At 56.0% G+C, this 18506-nt stretch carries 14 protein-coding genes; 7 read left to right on the forward strand and 7 right to left on the reverse strand.

Going from position 1 to position 18506, the window contains the following annotated elements; translation table 11 throughout:
* The first annotated feature begins 36 nt into the window (after window positions 1–36).
* The gene (locus ACMHXI_RS07760) at window positions 37–1053 is read left to right on the forward strand and encodes an IS110 family transposase (protein WP_039034405.1); all 1017 of its coding nucleotides are present in this window, start codon (window positions 37–39) and stop codon (window positions 1051–1053) included.
* Window positions 1054–1750: 697 nt separating this feature from the next.
* On the opposite strand, the gene ACMHXI_RS07765 is transcribed toward ACMHXI_RS07760, so the two are convergent.
* Complete coding sequence (locus ACMHXI_RS07765) at window positions 1751–4150, reverse strand: bifunctional aspartate kinase/homoserine dehydrogenase II (RefSeq protein WP_413734599.1); 2400 nt, start codon at window positions 4148–4150, stop codon at window positions 1751–1753.
* 16 nt (window positions 4151–4166) lie between these two features.
* On the reverse strand, window positions 4167–5327 hold the full coding sequence (gene metB / locus ACMHXI_RS07770) for a cystathionine gamma-synthase (RefSeq protein ID WP_413734601.1): 1161 nt from the start codon (window positions 5325–5327) through the stop codon (window positions 4167–4169).
* 215 nt (window positions 5328–5542) lie between these two features.
* Here metB and metJ point away from each other — a divergent pair, with 215 nt between their 5' ends.
* A complete protein-coding gene (gene metJ / locus ACMHXI_RS07775) occupies window positions 5543–5857 on the forward strand; it encodes a met regulon transcriptional regulator MetJ (RefSeq protein WP_025889629.1) in 315 nt (104 codons plus the stop codon).
* Between the two features lie 76 nt (window positions 5858–5933).
* Window positions 5934–6677, forward strand: coding sequence for a sulfite exporter TauE/SafE family protein (locus tag ACMHXI_RS07780; RefSeq protein WP_025010192.1), 744 nt, complete (start codon window positions 5934–5936; stop codon window positions 6675–6677).
* Window positions 6678–6679: 2 nt separating this feature from the next.
* Here the strand turns inward: ACMHXI_RS07780 and traF are convergent, their stop codons facing one another.
* From traF to phsA, 4 genes are all read right to left on the reverse strand, one after another.
* Window positions 6680–7873, reverse strand: coding sequence for a conjugal transfer protein TraF (traF, locus tag ACMHXI_RS07785; RefSeq protein WP_413734603.1), 1194 nt, complete (start codon window positions 7871–7873; stop codon window positions 6680–6682).
* Window positions 7874–8024: 151 nt separating this feature from the next.
* Window positions 8025–8969 (reverse strand): NrfD/PsrC family molybdoenzyme membrane anchor subunit, encoded by a 945-nt coding sequence (nrfD, locus tag ACMHXI_RS07790; RefSeq protein WP_208162688.1) that lies wholly within the window; start codon window positions 8967–8969, stop codon window positions 8025–8027.
* The gene (locus tag ACMHXI_RS07795) at window positions 8966–9538 is read right to left on the reverse strand and encodes a 4Fe-4S dicluster domain-containing protein (RefSeq protein ID WP_025010195.1); all 573 of its coding nucleotides are present in this window, start codon (window positions 9536–9538) and stop codon (window positions 8966–8968) included. Before ACMHXI_RS07795 ends, nrfD begins: the two co-directional genes overlap by 4 nt.
* A 12-nt stretch (window positions 9539–9550) precedes the next feature.
* Window positions 9551–11830 carry a thiosulfate reductase PhsA gene (gene phsA, locus ACMHXI_RS07800; RefSeq protein WP_208156954.1) on the reverse strand — a complete coding sequence of 760 codons (2280 nt, stop codon included), beginning with the start codon at window positions 11828–11830 and terminating at the stop codon, window positions 9551–9553.
* A gap of 568 nt (window positions 11831–12398) precedes the next feature.
* Here phsA and ACMHXI_RS07805 point away from each other — a divergent pair.
* The 4 genes from ACMHXI_RS07805 (at window position 12399) to ACMHXI_RS07820 (ending at window position 17405) form a co-directional block, all read left to right on the forward strand.
* The gene (locus tag ACMHXI_RS07805) at window positions 12399–12725 is read left to right on the forward strand and encodes a c-type cytochrome (RefSeq protein WP_025010197.1); all 327 of its coding nucleotides are present in this window, start codon (window positions 12399–12401) and stop codon (window positions 12723–12725) included.
* A 120-nt stretch (window positions 12726–12845) separates the two neighbouring features.
* Entirely contained in the window at window positions 12846–14573 is a 1728-nt protein-coding gene (locus ACMHXI_RS07810) for a DUF3373 domain-containing protein (RefSeq protein WP_025889623.1), read from the forward strand.
* A gap of 12 nt (window positions 14574–14585) precedes the next feature.
* Complete coding sequence (locus ACMHXI_RS07815; protein ID WP_144221245.1) at window positions 14586–15986, forward strand: tetrathionate reductase family octaheme c-type cytochrome; 1401 nt, start codon at window positions 14586–14588, stop codon at window positions 15984–15986.
* A 276-nt stretch (window positions 15987–16262) separates the two neighbouring features.
* A complete protein-coding gene (locus ACMHXI_RS07820) occupies window positions 16263–17405 on the forward strand; it encodes a putative sulfate/molybdate transporter (protein WP_025010200.1) in 1143 nt (380 codons plus the stop codon).
* A gap of 88 nt (window positions 17406–17493) precedes the next feature.
* Here the strand turns inward: ACMHXI_RS07820 and ACMHXI_RS07825 are convergent, their stop codons facing one another.
* The gene (locus tag ACMHXI_RS07825; RefSeq protein WP_413734607.1) at window positions 17494–18504 is read right to left on the reverse strand and encodes a polysaccharide deacetylase family protein; all 1011 of its coding nucleotides are present in this window, start codon (window positions 18502–18504) and stop codon (window positions 17494–17496) included.
* Window positions 18505–18506: the final 2 nt, after the last annotated feature.

Below are 18506 nucleotides of genomic sequence, written 5' to 3' on the forward strand. Positions count from 1 at the left end.
TTGTTGAAAGTCATCTGGAAAGAGGATGGGTCCACTATGAAGATTACAACCATCGGTTTGGATATCGCAAAGTTGGTGTTCCACGCTGTTGCGGTCAACAAAGCAGGTAAGCTGGTGCGCAAGAAAATGCTTAAACGAAAAGAAGTACTCGGTTTTTTCGCTAAGTTGGAACCTTGCCTGGTCGCGATTGAAGCCTGTGGTGGCGCTCACTATTGGAACAGGGAAATTACTGCCCTTGGTCATCAGGTTAAGTTGATCCCTCCTCAATATGTCATTCCCTATCGGCAGGGAAATAAAAATGACTACAACGATGCCCTTGCCATAGCGGAGGCGGCTCAGCGACCAAACATGCGCTTCGTGCCCGCCAAATCTATCGAACAACAAGATGTGCAGATGTTGCACAGGGTTCGTGAGCGACTCACACAGCAAACCACCGCCTTGGTGAATCAGGTTCGAGGCATGTTGGCCGAATATGGCATCGTGCTGGCAAAGGGAAAAACGGCCTTTCGCAGTCAATTGCCCGACATTTTGGAAGACGGTGAGAATGCACTCACAGCCAAAGGTCGAGCGATTTTCCATGGACTGTATAATGAGTTTGTCGAACTTGAGAACAGGCTGAAAGGGTGTGAAAAGCAGGTATTGCAGGAAAATGCTGATAATCCTATCTGCCAACGATTAGGCACCGTCTTGGGGGTTGGTCCTGTCACTGCGACGGCATTTTATGCCGCTGTTGGGGAGGGGAAGGCATTTCACAATGGCCGCCATTTTTCAGCTTGGTGCGGTCTGGTGCCCAGGCAGCACAGCAGTGGCGGCAAGGATAATCTGCTGGGGATCAGTAAGCGAGGCAATGCCTATCTACGAACCTTGTTCATTCATGGTGCCAGGTCCATTTTGCGTCACTGCGAGCACAAAACCGATAAGCTCAGCCTGTGGGCGAAGGCCCTCGTGGAGCGTCGAGGCTTTAATCGCGCCTGCGTTGCAGTAGCCAACAAGCTTGCCAGAATTGCCTGGGTCATAGCGGCCAAAGAAGAAACGTATCGGCCGGCGACATGAAGCTTATAAATCAGGTTGTGAAGTAAGATAATGCCAACCTATCACCAAGTTGCGGTGACAATTGATTTGATGATGAGACAGTCAGACTGTTCTACTTAAAACCTGTTGAATCCATAGGCTCATCGTGAAGCCGCAAGGATGATGAGGAAAGTAGAAGCACATATCCATCAGGGCCAGAGATTTAACTCAGTAACAGGCCGAATATATGGGTGCAATGAACTCTTCTCAAATTGAAATCAAAAGTCTTGCAAACGGGATGGGTCCATATATGCATTTGGCGAGTCCTGAGTGTAGCCAATTTGCTTCATAAGCCAGCGGGGATTTCGGCTACATTGGGGTGTCCTTGGGGATGCAAGGGGCTTTGGACAAGCAAAGCCCCTTGCCCGGTGTGGTTTGGCGAGAGTTGGTAAGCAACGTGCTTTCGAGCGAGAGCCAGGGATGACGAACTGGTCCTTGTGCATGGATGCACTTGCACCACGACTTTAGGCCGCTGGCACAGCGGCTAGCATGGCTTTAAGCCAAAGCTCACCAATAAACTTGATCTCAGCTTCCAGCTAAACCGCAAGCCCGTCACCCGCGGTGCGGATAGACTGAAAGCCCGAATACAGTGAAGGACAGCACGTCCGAGAACGGCCACTCACACAGGCTTTTCCTAGCCAAGAGCCCACCAGCTTCAAATATGACGCTAATACCAGTCCTACTCCTGCAGCAGATCGCGACAGATCTGCACCAGATCCGACTGTACTGCCGCGGCAGTCACTTCCCTGCCGGCACCTGGGCCGCGAATGATCAGCGGATTACCCTGGTAGAAGGCCGAGCGGATGACAAACACATTATCTCCCGGGGTCAGATTGGCGTATGGATGCTGACGCTCGACCCATTGCAGAGAGACTTCGGCATTAACCTGGCCATCTTGCTGCTCCAGTGAAGCCACATAGCGCAGCACCTTGTTTTGCTCGGCCGCGGCGGCAAACTGCTGCGCGAGAGTGGCATCCAATTCGGGGATCCGCTGCAAGAACTCATCCAGCGGAATATCGGCCAGCGCCTCAGGCACCAGAGAGCTTAAGCGAATATCTTCAAGCTCCAGTTCCAGACCTATTTCACGAGCCAAAATCAACAGCTTGCGCTGCATGTCACGCCCGGAAAGATCGTCCCTGGGATCCGGCTCAGTGATCCCCAGCTCTTTGGCCTGCAACACCAGCTCGGAGAAAGGTTTGATGCCATCGAAATGCTCAAACAGCCAGCAGAGCGTGCCGGAGAAGATACCGCCGACAGCCTCTACCCTGTCGCCGCTGTTGTGCAAATCATTGAGCGCGTGCTGCACCGGCAGCCCGGCGCCGCAACTGGCGTTGTAACGCCAGAACAGTCGGCGGTTACCCAACTGCTGTTTCAGCTCGCGGTAGAAAGGCAATGGCCCGGAGCCGGCCAACTTGTTGGCACTGACCATATGAATTCCACGGGCAAAAAACTCAGGATACTGTAGTGTCAGTCCGGCGCTGGCACTGATATCCAGCGCCACCAGTTCATCGGCTTGCAGCAACGCAAGCTGTTCGAACAGATGTTCATACTGCCAAGGGGTGGCTTCGGCTTCAAACCTTGCCTGCCAGTCATCTCCAAAGATCCCTTCATTGCAGATCCAGGCACGGCTCGAACTCGCCAAGCCCAGGAGTTCAACACTGGCCTCCAGCTCACGTTTGAGGCCGTCGCGGGCTCGGCCGAACAACTCCACCCAGGCTTCGCCTATGTTACCCACCCCCAGCAGAATAACGCCTATGCGTTTGCGGGGGCCTGCGCAGCGCCTGTGCACCTTCTGGGTCAACAGGTTCACCTGAGATTTGGGTACCAGGGTGACCAGGCTGAGTTGGTCCTGATACAGAGGCCGCGCTTCACGGCTCAGCAAGCGGGCAAAACTACGGCGATAACTGCCGGCGCCACTGCTTACCAGGGCCACCAGCCCAAGCTCTCTGTCCTCGGTAATACTTTGAATTTTAAGCTGGGATGTCTGCGCTTCCAGTAACTGCCAGACTTGGCGGGATAATTCGGGAGTAAAGGCCAGCTCAAGTTTGTGTTGCCCTTGAGACCAGTAGGCCAGCGGGGTCAAACCCGCCTCATTGAGCGCATCGAGCGTCTGAGTCTGAGCCTGGGTGCCATTGAACTCCAGGCTCAAGAGGGACACCTGATTGAGATTGGTCACCACAGGGGCGCTTGCGGCATCACTCTTGGGGGCTATCAGGGTAAAGTCGGTATGCGAGGCGTAGCTCGAACGCACCGCCAGGCTGACATCGGTATTAAATAACGGCTGCAGGGTACGGCAATGCAGTACCGGGGAGCCGAGCCGCGCCAGGCGGTCGGCCTCAGCCAGCGACATGCTACTCAGCAATTTGGCATCGGCAATCTTGTTGGGATCGGCATTGAACACCCCTTCAACATCTGTCCAGATAGTGACCCTGTCGATATCGGCCAGGCTGGCTATAAGAGTGGCACTGAAGTCGGAGCCGTTGCGACCGAGCAACAGAGTTTCGCCTTGGCTATTGGCGCAGATAAAGCCGGTGATCACCAGGCGCTCATCGGGATGCTCGGCCAGCAGCCGCTGCACCCTTTCACGGGACTCATCGAGGCGAATCCTGGGTACTGCGCCCTCATCGGCAATCAATAAACTGCGGGCATCCACATGGGAAGCGGCAACACCGGACTCCCGCAGCAGCGCCGCCATCAGTCTGGCCGACCAGCGTTCGCCGAAACCCACCACCTGATTGCATTGGTATTCGCTGAGTTCAGGCAAGGACAATAAACTGGCCAGTTGCGCCTTATCTGTAGACAGACGCTCCCGCAGCTGGCGTGCCTGTTCATTGCCCAGCAGCTGTTCAATCAGATTCTGCTGATAACCGACAAGCACCTGTAGTTCTTCCTGCCACAGAGCGCCAGATTCCTTCAAGTTCAGCAGTTTATAGAGAAAATTGGTACTCTTGCCGGCGGCGGAAACCACCACAAGATCATCGGCATGACCATGGGTTAGCAAAATATGGGCGACCCGTCGGTAGCAATCGGCATCGGCGAGACTGGAACCGCCAAACTTATGTAGGTGACAACGTGCCATCTCAAGCTCCTTCAATTCAACAGTTTGCGGCTGCCGCCAATCCGGCGGCGATATCGTCCAGCAGATCCCGGCCATCCTCTATACCCACAGACAAGCGGATAAGCGTGTCTTTAATACCGGCTTCGGCGCGAGCCTCACTCGCCATGGCTCTGTGGGTCATGGTGGCGGGCACGGCCACCAGGCTCTCAACCCCTCCCAGGCTCTCGGCCACGGAAAACAGCTTGAGCGCGCCGAGGAAGGCAACCACCTGCGCCTCATCACCCTTGAGTTCAAAACTCAGCATAGCGCCAAAGCCACTCTGCTGCCTGGCGGCAATCTCATGACCTGGGTGGCTCTTAAGCCCCGGATAGTAAACTTTGTCTACCACGGGACTCTGGCTCAGCAGCGCCACTATGCGCTCGGCATTGGCCTGATGCTCGCGGATCCTCAGCGCCAGAGTACGCAGGCCACGCAGGGTCAGGTAGCTGTCGAAGGCGCCACCGCTCAGCCCGAGCGTGTTGGACCACCAGTGCAGCTGCTCTGCCAGTTCAGGATCTTTGGCAATCACGGCGCCGCCCACCACATCGCTGTGGCCATTGATGTATTTAGTGGTCGAGTGCACCACTATGTCGGCCCCCAACAGTAAAGGCTGTTGCAGCGCCGGCGATAAAAAAGTGTTGTCGACCACCACCAATGCGCCCTGCTGGTGGGCCGCCTCGGCAATAGCAGCAATATCCACTACCCGCAGCAGCGGATTGGACGGAGTCTCGAGCCACACCATGCGCGGCTTTTGCGCCATGGCAGCGGCGAGTGCTTGCGGGTCGGTTTGATCCAAAACCTGCAAGCGAAACTGGCCCTTGGCAGCCAGATTGGTGAACAGCCTATAGCTACCGCCATAACAGTCATGGGGCACCAACAAGAGGTCATCCGGCCCCAGCAGGTTGACCACCAGAGTAATGGCCGCCATGCCGGTCGCTGTGATTGCCGCACTGCAGCCCTGTTCCAGCTCCCCCAAGGCATCCCCCAGAATGGAGCGGGTAGGATTACCCGAGCGGCTGTAATCAAAGGCTCTTGGCTGAGTGTGGCCATCAAAGGCATAGTTGGTCGACAGATAGATGGGTGGCACCACGGCCCCGTGCTGGCTGTCTGATTCGATGCCCTGCCGGACCGCTGTGGTTGCTAATCGCCGCTCTGTCATAATCGACTCCTGAATGCTGAGGTTCGACACCATAAAGATGTCTGGACGTCTAAATCTAACCAATGACCATCCAGCCGTCAATAGGCATCAAGACGTTTGGACGTCCAAATGTATGGATTTCTGTTCATATTGCACAGATTTTGCAGGCAATCATTTGACTGTATCCTGTAAGGGTTTAAAATCTGCTGCGAATTAGTGAGATCACAGGTGAATCAATGACTGAATGGAATGGCGAATACATCAGCCCTTATGCCGAACACGGCAAGAAGAATGAGCAAGTGAAAAAAATCACTGTCTCTATTCCGTTGAAGGTGCTGAAAGTATTGACCGATGAGCGCACCCGGCGCCAGGTAAACAACCTGCGGCACGCCACAAACAGCGAACTGCTGTGCGAAGCCTTCCTGCATGCCTATACCGGCCAGCCACTGCCCAACGATGGGGATTTGTCCAAAGACAAACCCGACAGCATCCCGGAAGAGGCCAAGCGCATGATGGATGCCATGGGCATAGAATGGGAAGACATGGAGTAAGTGTGTTGTCCCTCAGAATTACCTTATAGTTGAACAAGGATCGCGGTGCGATCCTTGTCTTTTTTGGGGCTTGCGAATGTTGTCACTGATAGATCCCGTCACCCTGCTACTGGCGTCCCTGATCATATTTACCGGCGCCCTGACCCAGTCGTTGATAGGCTTTGGCTTGGCCGTGGTAGCCACACCTTTGCTGTATATCGTCGATCCGGAACTGGTTCCTGCCCCAGTTATCGCCATGGGGTTTTCCATCGCCCTGCTGACACTGGTACGCGAGCGTGGCCACCTGGAATTCAACGGCCTGCAATATGCCTTGTTGGGAAGGCTTCCCGGCGGCCTGATTGGCGCCACCCTGCTGTTGCTGGCGCCGCAGCCTATTCTGGGCTTGACCATAGCCCTGATTGTGGCCGTAGCCGTATTCCTCAGCCTTAGAAAGTACAGCATCAAGATCAACCGCCTCAGCCTGTTTATTGCCGGGATATTTTCCGGGATCTTCGGTACCGTGGCCGCCATAGGCGGACCGCCGATGGCCCTGCTGCTGGCGGGTAAGGATGCCAGTCAGTTCCGCGCAGCGCTGTCGGCCTTCTTCATCTTCAGCTCATTGATAGCCTTGATTATTCTCGGCTGTTTTGGCCTCTTGACCTTGAGACACCTATGGCTTTCGCTGTTGCTGCTGCCTTCGGTATTTCTCGGTTTTCTGGTGGCTGGCCGCTTGGTGGGCCGGGTGGATAAAGAGAAGACCCGAGTCCTGACGCTGGCGCTGTGCGCGTTGAGCGCCCTGTTGCTGACCATCAAATCAAGCCTGGCGCTCATCAACGGTTAATTTTAGAAGTGATAGCTGGTTTGCAGTACGCCGCCTATGGCGTCATCGCTGCCAAACATGCCGGTGAGATCCAGCCGGAAACTGTTGCCTATGGCGAACCCTGTCCCGAGTGAATAAAGATCGGCGGTGTGATCATTGAGATCCTGGCGATAACCGAGCCGTAAAGCAACCCAGTCGGTAGGCCGGTATTCACCGCCTAAACGCCAATAGCGGCTGCCCTCAAGCTCGGCAAACTTGTCGTCGTCGGTAAGATCCAAGTCGCTGCTGAGTGAAAAGGCTGCCCAGTCATAGGCCACCCCTGCGGTAACCATAGGTTTCACCTGATAGGTAAGCTGCACACCGCCGGCCTCTATGCTGCTCAAGTCCCGCTTGATGAGGTTGCGACCACTGACACCGATAACCAAACCATCCAATGGCTGGAATGCCAGACCAATATCCAGGTTAAAGCCAGTGTCATCGCTTCGATAATCATCATCGTTGAAATCATCGGCATCGAAGTTATTGGCGCTGACAGCATAATTAAAACTATCCAACCGTTGCAGCTTGGGAGTGACTCCCACTGTCACCGGCATGTTGACAATAGATAGCGGATAGCTCACGGCCACCCCGAGCTCGGAAACCGCCCCGGCCACCACTCGCCCCTGGGAGGTCAAATCTTGGATTTCCGGCGGATTATTGGGGTCCAGATTATCCAGGGCATCAATATCCGCGGCGGCGATTTCGGCTATTCCCAAGGCATCGAGATAACTCTTGAATACAAAGGCATAATTAAAACCATCCGAGGGCATGACCAACGCCATATTGATACCGGCACTGACGTAAGCGCTATTGCCCTGCAGCGATTGCAAGTCACCACTGAGGCGCTTTCGGTAGTCATCGATAGCCGCTGTGTCGGCGGCGTCTATGGCATTAACCAGGGCGTCATAGTTATCCTGCAGGGCATCAAACTTATCGATCATCTGATCTTTATCGGCGCCATCGGCGCCTATGGTTGGAATGAGTAAAATGAAGTCATTGCTGCGGCGCGAAGGCAAAGCCAGCAGCGCCGGATTGGAAAAGGCCGCCGCCTCACGATTGCCAGCCGCCACGGCAACGCCGCCCATGGCATCGGCGCGGGCCTCATAAACATCCTGCCCAGCCAGTGCCAGCGTGCTGGCAAGTCCCGTGGTAAGCAGTGTCAAAAGACTCAGTTTCATCTCATCACCCTCTTGCTTTTATCTGTAACCTGACACACGCGGTTACCTGGGTTAAAGATAGTCCAAATCTCGATGAAACTATGGCATCAAACACAAAAAAGCCCGTACCAAATGATACGGGCTGAGGCTCAAACAGGTTCAGAAGTGCTTGTTAACCAAGATAGCTCTGACCTGCATAGAGAATAAAGTGTCTAAGTGCCAGCACGCCGGTCAGGCTGCAGCAGGCTACCGCCAGCATGGCTCCCTTGGTGTGACGGGTACTCGCCGGCAGCAACAGCATGGAAAGCAGCGGGATACCAAAACCTATACCCACAACCCCAATCCAGAACACGCTGGCCCAGACGCCGCTTGTCAGTGATGCCAGCGCGGCGGCAGCAGCGCCACCCTTGAAGTAGAGCGCGCAGAACAGCATAAACAGGAACAGGATTTCTGCCACCATTACCGGCAATTCCAAACCATGCATCCGTCCCAGCTGTGAGCAGTGCTTGTCTGTCTTGAACAGCAGCAGCGCTACTACCGCGTTGGCTGCCGCACCGGCCGACAAGCCGGACACCAGGAACAGTGCCGGTAAGACGGCAGTGTTCAGCATGGGGTAGGCGTTCATGGCGGAGATCAGGAAGCCGGTATAGGCACCCACGACAATTGCCAGCACGAACAGCAGCACTTCCATGGTCTTGCGCAGGCCAGTCAGTGATTCCGCAATCCCCTTGAGGAAACCCAGGCCCCAGTTGCCGAGATCATCTTTCAGCACGACCAGCGCATAGGCAAAGGTCAGCGGAATGTAAACCAACAGCGCCAACACCCCGATGGACATGACAGAGGTCAGGTTATAGTTGATCAGAATCAGCCAGAAGTGGAATGGCTTGGTCAGGTCAAACACCAGACACAGCATCCCCAGACAGATAGCCACTGGCGCTATCAAGGCTGCGGCCTTGAGAATGCCGCTGTCACCCTCTGTCTTGTTTTGCACCCAACGCAGCCCGATCCCAATCAACAGACTACCCGCCGACAACCCCGCCAAGAAGAGGTAAACGGCTATGACCCAGTGCCAGGTTACAGGGTCGTATTGCGTCATATCGCCCCAAGTATTGTTCATGATTGGATCCCCCCTCTCTTGACAGGAATACGGTAGATTCTGGGTTTGGTTCCCAGATGGGTCTTGTCCTGATAAGTCACGCGGGTGTTGAGCAGAGTCGCCACCTCGCTGCCGGCCTCGTTGGCATCACCGAACACCAGGGCGTCTGTGGGACACACAGTCACACAGGCGGGTTGTTCGCCGCGCGCCAGTCGGGTGTCCTTACAGAAGTTGCACTTGTCGGCCACCTTGGTTTCCGGGTTCATAAAGCGCACTTTGTAGGGGCAAGCAGCCACACAGTACATACAACCGACACACTTTTCCGCCTTGATGGAGACTATGCCATCCTCGCCCACATAGGCCGCTCCGGTAGGGCAGACCTTGACGCAAGGGGCATCTTCACACTGCTGACAGGACACCCTGTGATACTTGAAGTGCAGATGCGGCGCATCCCCGAATGGACCTTCTACCCGTACCTGCAGGCGGGTTACGCTCTCAGGTACACCGTTTTCGCTGCGGCAGGCGACGTTACAGGCCTGACAGCCGATGCACTTATTCTCGTCGTGCACCATCACATATCTTTTAGTCATCTTCGCCTCCCCTTATGCCTTTTCCAGCTTCACACCTGTGGTGTGTACGTTCATACCGCACACAGGTGCAGTCACGTTGGGCAGCAGGTTGCCGCAGTGCACGCCCTTGCCGGTCGCCCGTGCCAGCTCCTTGTTCTTGGAGCCAAAGCCCATGTAGGCGAACACAGTGTCGGGACGTATGCCCTTGGTCACCAGCGCATGGCCCTCTTCACTGCCGACACTGGAAGTGAGGCGAATGGCATCCCCATTCTCAATGCCATGCTTGGCGGCGGTGTCCGGGTGGATCCAGACGGCGTTGTCGGACATCAGGTTGGCCAGCATAGGCACATTGTGGGTCGCGCCATTGGTATGCACCGCCACCTTGCCCTGAATAAAGTAGAGCTCGTCCGGCTGTTTCAGGGTCACTTCGCGATAGGCGATAGTGCCGCGTCCAGGCGCCATGTCTTCCACCTTGGCTGAGGTCAGTTCAATCTTGCCGCTGGGGGTCTTGAACTTGAGCGCGCTGCCGTAGGTACCGTCTTCATCCATGGCTCTGGCGTTGGGGTATGCGGCAACAAAATCGGCCACCATCTTGGGTTCGCGCAGCATCAGCGGCTTGCCGTAGCTGACAAAGCCCTTGTCCTTGATGTGCTGCAGCAGCTTGGCGTCTTTATTCACCTGCAGGAATTGCAGGGTTTCCATGTTTTCCCAGGGATAGTACTGCTCCAGGCCCATCTCTATGCCCAGTTCACGGAAAATTTGCCAGGAAGGCTTGGCATCGCCAATCACATCCACCACTTGCTGACGCAGGTAGTAGGCCGGGTTCTTGCCGGACTTGTCGGCCACCTCTTCATCCCGCTCCAGGTAAGTGCACTCGGGCAGTATGATGTCGGCCCAGGCGGCGGTTTCACTGATATAAACATCACAGGAAACCACAAACTCCATCTTCTTCAGGCTCTCAACCACCTTGGCACGGTCGGTCATGGTCTGCATCGGGTTGGTGCGGCTCATGACCCAGGCCCGCAGTTGGTAAGGCTTGGCTTCCAGAGTCGCATCTATGATTGACTGATAGATACCACCGCCGGACCAGGCCATGGCAAACTGTTCATCCATCTGGTCGATGCGTTTGGCTTGCGGTTTGGGCAGTTTGACGCCCGGCTTACCCAGCTCAGGGGCCACAGCCTCACCGGCAAACTTGTTGTAGCTGCCGGCCTTCTTACCCATGTAGAGGCCACCCTTACGCTCCAGGTTGCCGATCAGCACGTTGGCGGCATACAGCGCCCGGCGCATATCGAACTCTTCCGGAGTGAAGGTAGATCTGTGGCCAAAGTCGACCACGGCATGGGGCGCAGCGGCGGCATACTCGTGAGCAATACGGCGGATATCTGCGGCGGGTACGTCGGAAATTTTCTCAGCCCACTCAGGGGTGTAGGCTTTAACCTCGGCGGCAAAGGCCTCAAAACCTTCAACATAGCGCTCGATAAAGGCCTTGTCATAAAGGTTGTCGGCAATCAGCACATGGCACAGCGCCAGGGCCACGGCCACATCCGAGCCGGGACGAATGGCATACCACTCATCGGCCTTATCGGCCACCACAGAGAACCTGGGTTCAAACACCACCAACTTGGCGCCTTTGTCGGCCTGGGCCTTCATCAGACCTCGGGTCTCGGACATATTGATCCCCTCATAGAGGTTATGACCGAAGTTGATGATGTACTTGGAGTTGGAGAGATCCCGCTTCACCTTGGTACCGAACATCGCCTTGGCGGCGACCACATAACCGCCTGGGCAAGTGGTGTTATGGGTAAAGGAGTTGGGGCTGCCGTAAGCCTGCCCCAAATAGAACAGGTGTCCGGACAGCGAGCCTGACTTGGAGGAAAACGCCACGGCTTCAGGGCCATGCTCGGCTTTGATTTGATTCAGCTTGCTGGCGATGGTTTGATAGGCTTCCTGCCAGCTGATTTCGGCCCACTTGCCTTCACCGCGCTCACCGACGCGCTTGAGTGGTTTGACAATCCTTTGTGGATCGTACAATAAACTAAGGCCGGCGCCGCCACGGGCACAGACCTTACCGCCGAATGATTTGGCTTCTTTGTTGCCAGAAATAAAGACGTTTTTGCCGTCGATTATCCGCGCCGAAATCGGGCAACGGGTTGAACACATCTCACACATACTGGCAATTTCAGTGGCACTGCCGGTCAGTGGGCTACGCCCCAAAGCCGCCAGCGAACCGGGCAGAACTCCGGCCAGGGCACAGGTTGCCCCTCCGGCTCCAGCCCCTTTCAGAAAGGTGCGCCTATCAAGCTCTATCATGGTTACCTCCATCCTCTCCCCTTGGGAAAAGGTCGCTCACACAGGTTATTGTTTGAATTGGATTCCGCTTGACTACAGCGGCTTGAGCTCATTGTTTACCCATTAAATTCCTGTGGGTATTGTGGTAAACCACATAGGGGGAGCGAGTGTGATCCAGCCCCCGCAAAGACGCCGGAAAGGGCGTGAAAGTGTGAAGGGAATCCTGCCCCGGATTGATGAGAAAAGAGTCTGTAGATGCACCCCAGGAGTGAACAAATGCAACTTTAGCCGCGACAAATATTCACAAACGTTAAGCTGATCACGCCTAAAAAACCGCTATAAATCCCACTCACGGCGTCTCTAACAGGTCAACAGATAAAGATTAAAAACAAAATAAATCAATATATTGTAAATATAAAACCACCCAATCCATTAGATTTATTTCAATGATATTTTTATCAATTAGATTATTTTTATGAAGGTGATCCAGTTCAAAGCTGACGCACCTCAGGATTGCTAAATTGACAACCGCAAGGACACATAAAATAACAGCCCATTAACGGAGCGGGCGGTCACCCCAGAGGAATAGATGATGAACACCAGCAGCAAACTCGGCCTTCTGCTTTTAGCCTGTGCATTGGCCACAGGCGCCACCGCAGCCGACGGCGGCAACCCCAAGAAAGGCAAACACTTGTACAAAAAAGTCTGTAAAGAGTGTCACAGCAAAGCTGGCATAGGCGGCGAACTGACTCCCATGAGCAAGACCATGAGCCAATGGGACAGATTCTTCGCCAGAGACAAACACAAAGCCAAACCCGAGGCGTTTCAGCCTTTAACTGAGCAGGAACTCAAGGATATTCAACAGTTCCTGTACGACCATGCCGCCGACTCGGATCAACCCCAGACCTGCGGTTGATCCGAGCGCATAGGCGCCAATCACTTAACTAAATTTACGGCTTGCAAGCCAAGTATGGGGTTACCCCAGGGCTGCTTGCTGCCTGAAAACGACCGGCAAGGCCGGTCAGGAGAATCAACTATGCGTACTCTTATCGCACTGGCGGTGGCCCAGGCACTGGGTTTGGCTCTGCTGGGCAGCCCCCAGCTCCAGGCCGGGGAACTGGATGACAGCACCAAGATCCGCGAGCTTAAACAGCAACTGCAGGAGATCACCGAAGAGCTGGATATACTCAACAGCCGGGTGGACAAAACAGAGCGGCACACGGCGCTCGATCGACTGGAGATCAGCGGCGACTTTCGCACCCGAGCCCACTCGCTGCACTATGGCAATGTCACCTGGCATCCGGCGATCAAGATGGACTTCAACGACTTCGGCGCCAAAGCCATGGCCGGCGAACTGGGCAACCCCATGGACCCCACCTCGCCCCTTGGCAAGATGATGGCCGCCAACCCTGAGCTGGCCAACGCCTTTGCCCAGGGACAACTGCAAGGCGTTATGCCCTATGTGCTGGCGCCTTATAGCAGTGGCGACATAGACAATGACATCTTCTACACCACCCGGCTGCGGCTCGATCTCAAGGCCAAGGTGTGGGACAACGTCAGCTTTGCCGGACGCCTGACAATGTTCAAGGACTGGGGCGATTCCACCGGTGTGCAGGTGTTTGATTCCTGGCGTTCCTTCACCATGGACGGCACCAACTCAGGCAACCCCAGCGGCGACTGGCTGCGGGTCGAGCGCGCCTACTTTGACTGGAAAAACATCGGCGGCAGCGAGTTTTATCTGTCTGTCGGCCGTCGCCCCTCCACCTATGGTCCGCCGAGCCACTACCGGGAAAATGAAAAGCGTGGCGGCACCCCTTCCGGGCACCTGGTCAACTTCAACTTTGACGGCGCCACTCTGGGCTACAAGCTTGGAGAGCTCACAGGGATAGAAGGCCAGGTGGTGCGTTTCTGTTACGGTCAGGGCTTTGAGTCCCAATGGGGCAACGGCGAGCTCTATGGCGATACCGTCAGCAAGGACACCCATCTGGGCGGTTTCAACATTGATGTGATCAACGACGGTAACCACTTCCTGCAGCTGACCCTGTTTGCCGCGCGGGATATCAACGACGGCTTCAAGGGCACCATGGCCTTCCCCAACGAGTTGGCCGGGATTTTCGCCCCCACCCTCTACAGCGATCTGCAGAAATTCGACAACTTCAACTTTGTTACCCGGGTGCAACCCAGCGGGGTCATAGGCGACATGTACCTGGGCGGCCTGGGCTATGCCTATGAATCCGATGACGATCTCAAGTTGTTTGCCTCCTTCGGCTGGACCCGCGGCGAGAGCAACGGCAACGCCGGCATGTTCGGCGGCATGTTGACCGACGCCGTGTTCCAGGCAGAGCTCAACAGCAGTGGCGATGAACTGCTGCTGGTGCCATCCAGCGCCGAGTCCGATGCCTCCCACGATGGTTACGGCATCTATATCGGCATGCAGATCCCGGCGCCTTACGGCAAGTTCGGTCTGGAATACAACTATGGCTCCAAGTACTGGACGCCCTTCACCCAGGCCCAGGACGACCCGGTCGGCAGCAAACTGGCCACCCGCGGCCATGTGGCCGAGGCCTACTACATCTTCGACATCAACCCCAGGATGTTTATCAAGCTGGCGGGGCTCTACTACGACTATGAATACACTGGCTCGGGCACGCCCGTGGGTGCACCTGTGAAGGTGGATGAAGTGCTGGACGGCAGCGCCTATTCGTTATTGCCCGTGGTGGATACGGCGCTGGATATCAACGCCTCACTGACAGTGAATTTCTAGGGAGGAACACAGATGAAAACATTTTATCTGCCATTTATAGCCACGGCACTCTGGCTCGGCCTCCTGAGCCCAGCCCAGGCCGGAGGCCCCCACAAAGAGGTGCTCAAGGGCCCCTTCAACACAGGCTCGGAAGTGACCCAGGCCTGCCTTGAGTGCCATGAAAAAGATGCCGATGACTTTATGCTGTCATCCCACTGGACCTGGGAGCTGGAGCAGGAACTGCCCGGACGTACAGTCAAACGGGGCAAGAAAAACTCCATCAACAACTTCTGTGTTTCCATCGCCGGTAACGAACCTCGCTGTACCGGCTGCCATGCCGGTTACGGCTGGAAAGACAACAGCTTCGACTTCAAGGACAAGACCAAGGTGGACTGCCTGGTGTGCCATGACACCACGGGCACCTATGTTAAAGATCCCGTCGCGGCCGGAGAGGTATTCAAGACAGTGGATCTGCTGCGGGTCGCCCAGAATGTCGGCAAGCCGGTGCGGGATAACTGCGGCAGCTGCCACTTCTACGGTGGCGGAGGAGATGCGGTCAAGCATGGCGATCTCGACTCTTCCATGGCCTACCCGGATAAGGCCACGGATGTGCATATGGACAGCGATGGCAATGACTTCCAGTGTCAGGAATGCCACACCACCCAGAAGCATATGATCAGCGGTAACGCCATGGGTGTGTCCCCCGGCGGTGAAGATCATATCGGCTGTGACAATTGCCACGACAGTGCACCACACGGCAACAAACAGCTGAACAAGCACGCAGCCACTGTGGCCTGTCAGACCTGCCACATTCCCTTCTTTGCCCGCCATGAACCCACCAAGCTGCACTGGGACTGGTCAACTGCCGGTGAAGACAGGGAAGAGAGCCTGGATCAATATGGTCGTCACAGCTACGCCAAGAAAAAGGGCAGCTTCGTTTGGGGCAAGATGGTCAAGCCCAGCTACGCCTGGTACAACGGCCGTGCCGATGCCTATATGGCCGGTGACAAGATGGATCCCGAGCAGGTCACCCGTCTGACCTTCCCCCTGGGTGACATTCAGGATCCCAAGGCGAAGATCTACCCCTTCAAGGTGCACACAGGCAAGCAGGTGTACGACAAGGTCAACAAGGTGCTGCTCAATCCCAAGACCTATGGCAAGGGCGGTTTCTGGTCTGAGTTTGACTGGGATAAGGCGATTCGCTTAGGGATGGCCGCCAGCGAGCCCATGCAGGCCAAGGGCATCAGCTATAGCGGTCAGTACGGCTTTGCTCAAACCGAAATGTGGTGGCGTATCAACCACATGGTCTCGCCCAAGAGTGAAGCGCTCAAGTGCGTCGACTGCCACAATGGCGGTGACCGCCTCGACTGGCAGGCGCTGGGCTATGAGGGCGACCCCATGAAGCACAAAGGCGGCGTCCGCCACGCCCGCTGATCCGATTCAGGCAAGCCCTGAAGACCGGCTCCCGCATCTCCCTGCCTCCCGGGAGCCGGTCACTCTCATCTGCCACTCTCTCATCTGGTACTCTCCAAACGAGATGCCACTTATCCCCAAAAAAGACATTTAGACCCAGAATCGGGCCAAAGTGTCCAAGCGGCACTACACTGAATTAGACTATGACGGTAAATTCGGGTCATTGGTGATGCAACTCCCTACAAAAAATGGCATTTTTCTTGCGTTGTCTGGGCATCCTTTTCTGTGGCAAGTGCAATGACAACAAACGGCAAGACTTTTTCCTCATTAAACCGCTCCCTGGGTGAGCTCAGCGGCGCCTTTGCCGATCTGGGAACCTTTCTCCCTCTGGTGCTTGGGCTGATCGCCCTGAATCAGTTTTCTCCCCAAGGCATTTTTCTCGGTTTCGGTCTCTTTGCCCTGGCCACCGCCCTGTTTTATCGCCGCCCCATTCCCGTGCAACCCATGAAGGTGATTGCCGCCCTGGTCATTGCCCAGGGGCTGACACCCGGCATGATGCAAGCCAGCGCCATGCTGATGGGAGTAATACTGCTGGTACTGGCGGCCTCCGGCGCCATCAGTTGGCTGTCGCGGCAAATATCCCAGGCTGTCAGTGTCGGTATCCAACTGGCCATAGGGCTGCAGCTGTTGTGGATGGGTTTCAAGATGATGGCCGACGAGCCTGTGCTGGGATTCGGCGCCTTCGCACTGATTTTCTTTGCCCGCTTTATCCCGCTGCGCTATCTGGCCATGCCCTTGGTGATCGCCCTCGGCATGCTGTGGCAATACCAGCAAGGCGGCAGCGACAGCAGCTTTGTGTTCAACAACACGCCTTGGCACTTGAGCTGGCCCGAGTTAAATGACTGGGGCGCCGCGGCGACCCTGTTGGTGCTGCCGCAACTGGCGTTGACTTTGACCAATGCCGTTATCGCCACCTCAGTGATGGCCAAAGAGAAGTTCCCCGAAGACAGCAAGCGTTTCAGCCCCAAGGCCTTTGCCACCAGCTCTGGCCTGGCCAATCTGCTGCTGAGCCCCTTCGGTGCTTCGGCCATGTGCCACGGTGCCGGTGGGTTGGCGGTGCAATACCATTTCGGTGCCCGCCGCCTGTGGGCGCCGCTGATCTTCGGCGGCAGTTGCCTGCTAATAGCCCTCTCCTGGGGGGAAAACGTGGCCTGGCTGCTGAGCCTTATTCCGCTGGCTATTCTCGGTAGTCTGCTGTCCACCGCCGGCTTGCAGTTGGCCTGGTCCAAACGCCTCTTGGACGGTAAGCCTTTCTGTATCTTTGTTATCCTGGCGACCGCTGTGGTGAGCCTGGCCGTCAATGCCGCCGCCGGTCTGGCTGTAGGTGTGGTGCTGGAATTCGGCCGCCGTCAGTGGCAAACCCTGAGCGCACTGCGCTGATCTCAATCCACAAAGCCACCATCCCGGTTCAAACTGAGCCCGGGATGGTGGCTTTAGAGTCGATGGAAGGCGTTATCTGCCGGGCCACTTAGCCTGCCGGAAAGCGTCGCGGCGGATTAAGCGGTACATCGTTTTGGCTCAAGGCCCACCTGGCAATCTCATCCTTACGCATAAAACCGACATCTGCATGAGACTTGGCATACTCGAGGAAGGAATTGAGTGCGCTGACGATTCCGGGGGCACCGCCTATCCTGTCGTGAACACTGATGGACATCATGCGTCTGCGGTCTGCCCCTTCGAGATAAAGGCAGTCAAATTCATCCTTGAGTTCCTGCAGGAAGGCCGCGGCTGTCATGGCTGTATTGCCGCCGAAGCGACCTATATCGTTGTTGCGCAGGCTATAGGGCACCACGGCAAACGGCTTTCCTTTGACAGGGATCAGCGACGGCTCGTCGCGCCCCAGATCATCTATGTGGTAGATAAAACCGAGCTGCTGCAGTATCTCCAGCGTCTTGGGGGTATGCCGCATCCAAAAGGCGTTGAACCCCAACGGCCGCTGGCCGGTGATCCGCTCAAGAGTGGCAATACTCTGCTCATAGGAGGCGCGCTCTTCGGCTTCACTCATGCTGTACTGCGGCGTCCAACTCTGACCATGGCCGGAGATCTCATGACCATGCTCGGCCACGGCTCTGGCAAGCTCAGGAGCCAGTTCGGCAGCCCGCCCCACCATGTGCGACGTCACCTTGATACAGTGTTTGTCCCACAGCCGCAAAAGCCGAGGGATCCCCTCATTCATGCCGTAGGCGTACCAAGTCGGCGTGATGGTATCAACATAACCCGGCTCCATGGGGGGAAACGGCCCTTCGGCATTTGCCCCTTGGGCTCCCGCTTCAAACTGCATTGAGATGGAGATAACCAGGCGCTCACCATTGGGCCAGAAATGGCGCTTGCCTGCTGGGTTATTTTTGCCATCAGCGGCCGCTGCCCCTGGAAGCAACATGGGCGTGCTCATACCACCAGCGGCCACGGCGGTTTGACTTAGACCCAAACCGGCAGCCAGAGCGCCGCCGGCCATTAAAAATTGTCTGCGTGAATGCATAC

Source organism: Shewanella sp. BJSY2023SW005, from assembly GCF_047314585.1.
GTDB lineage: Bacteria > Pseudomonadota > Gammaproteobacteria > Enterobacterales > Shewanellaceae > Shewanella > Shewanella algae.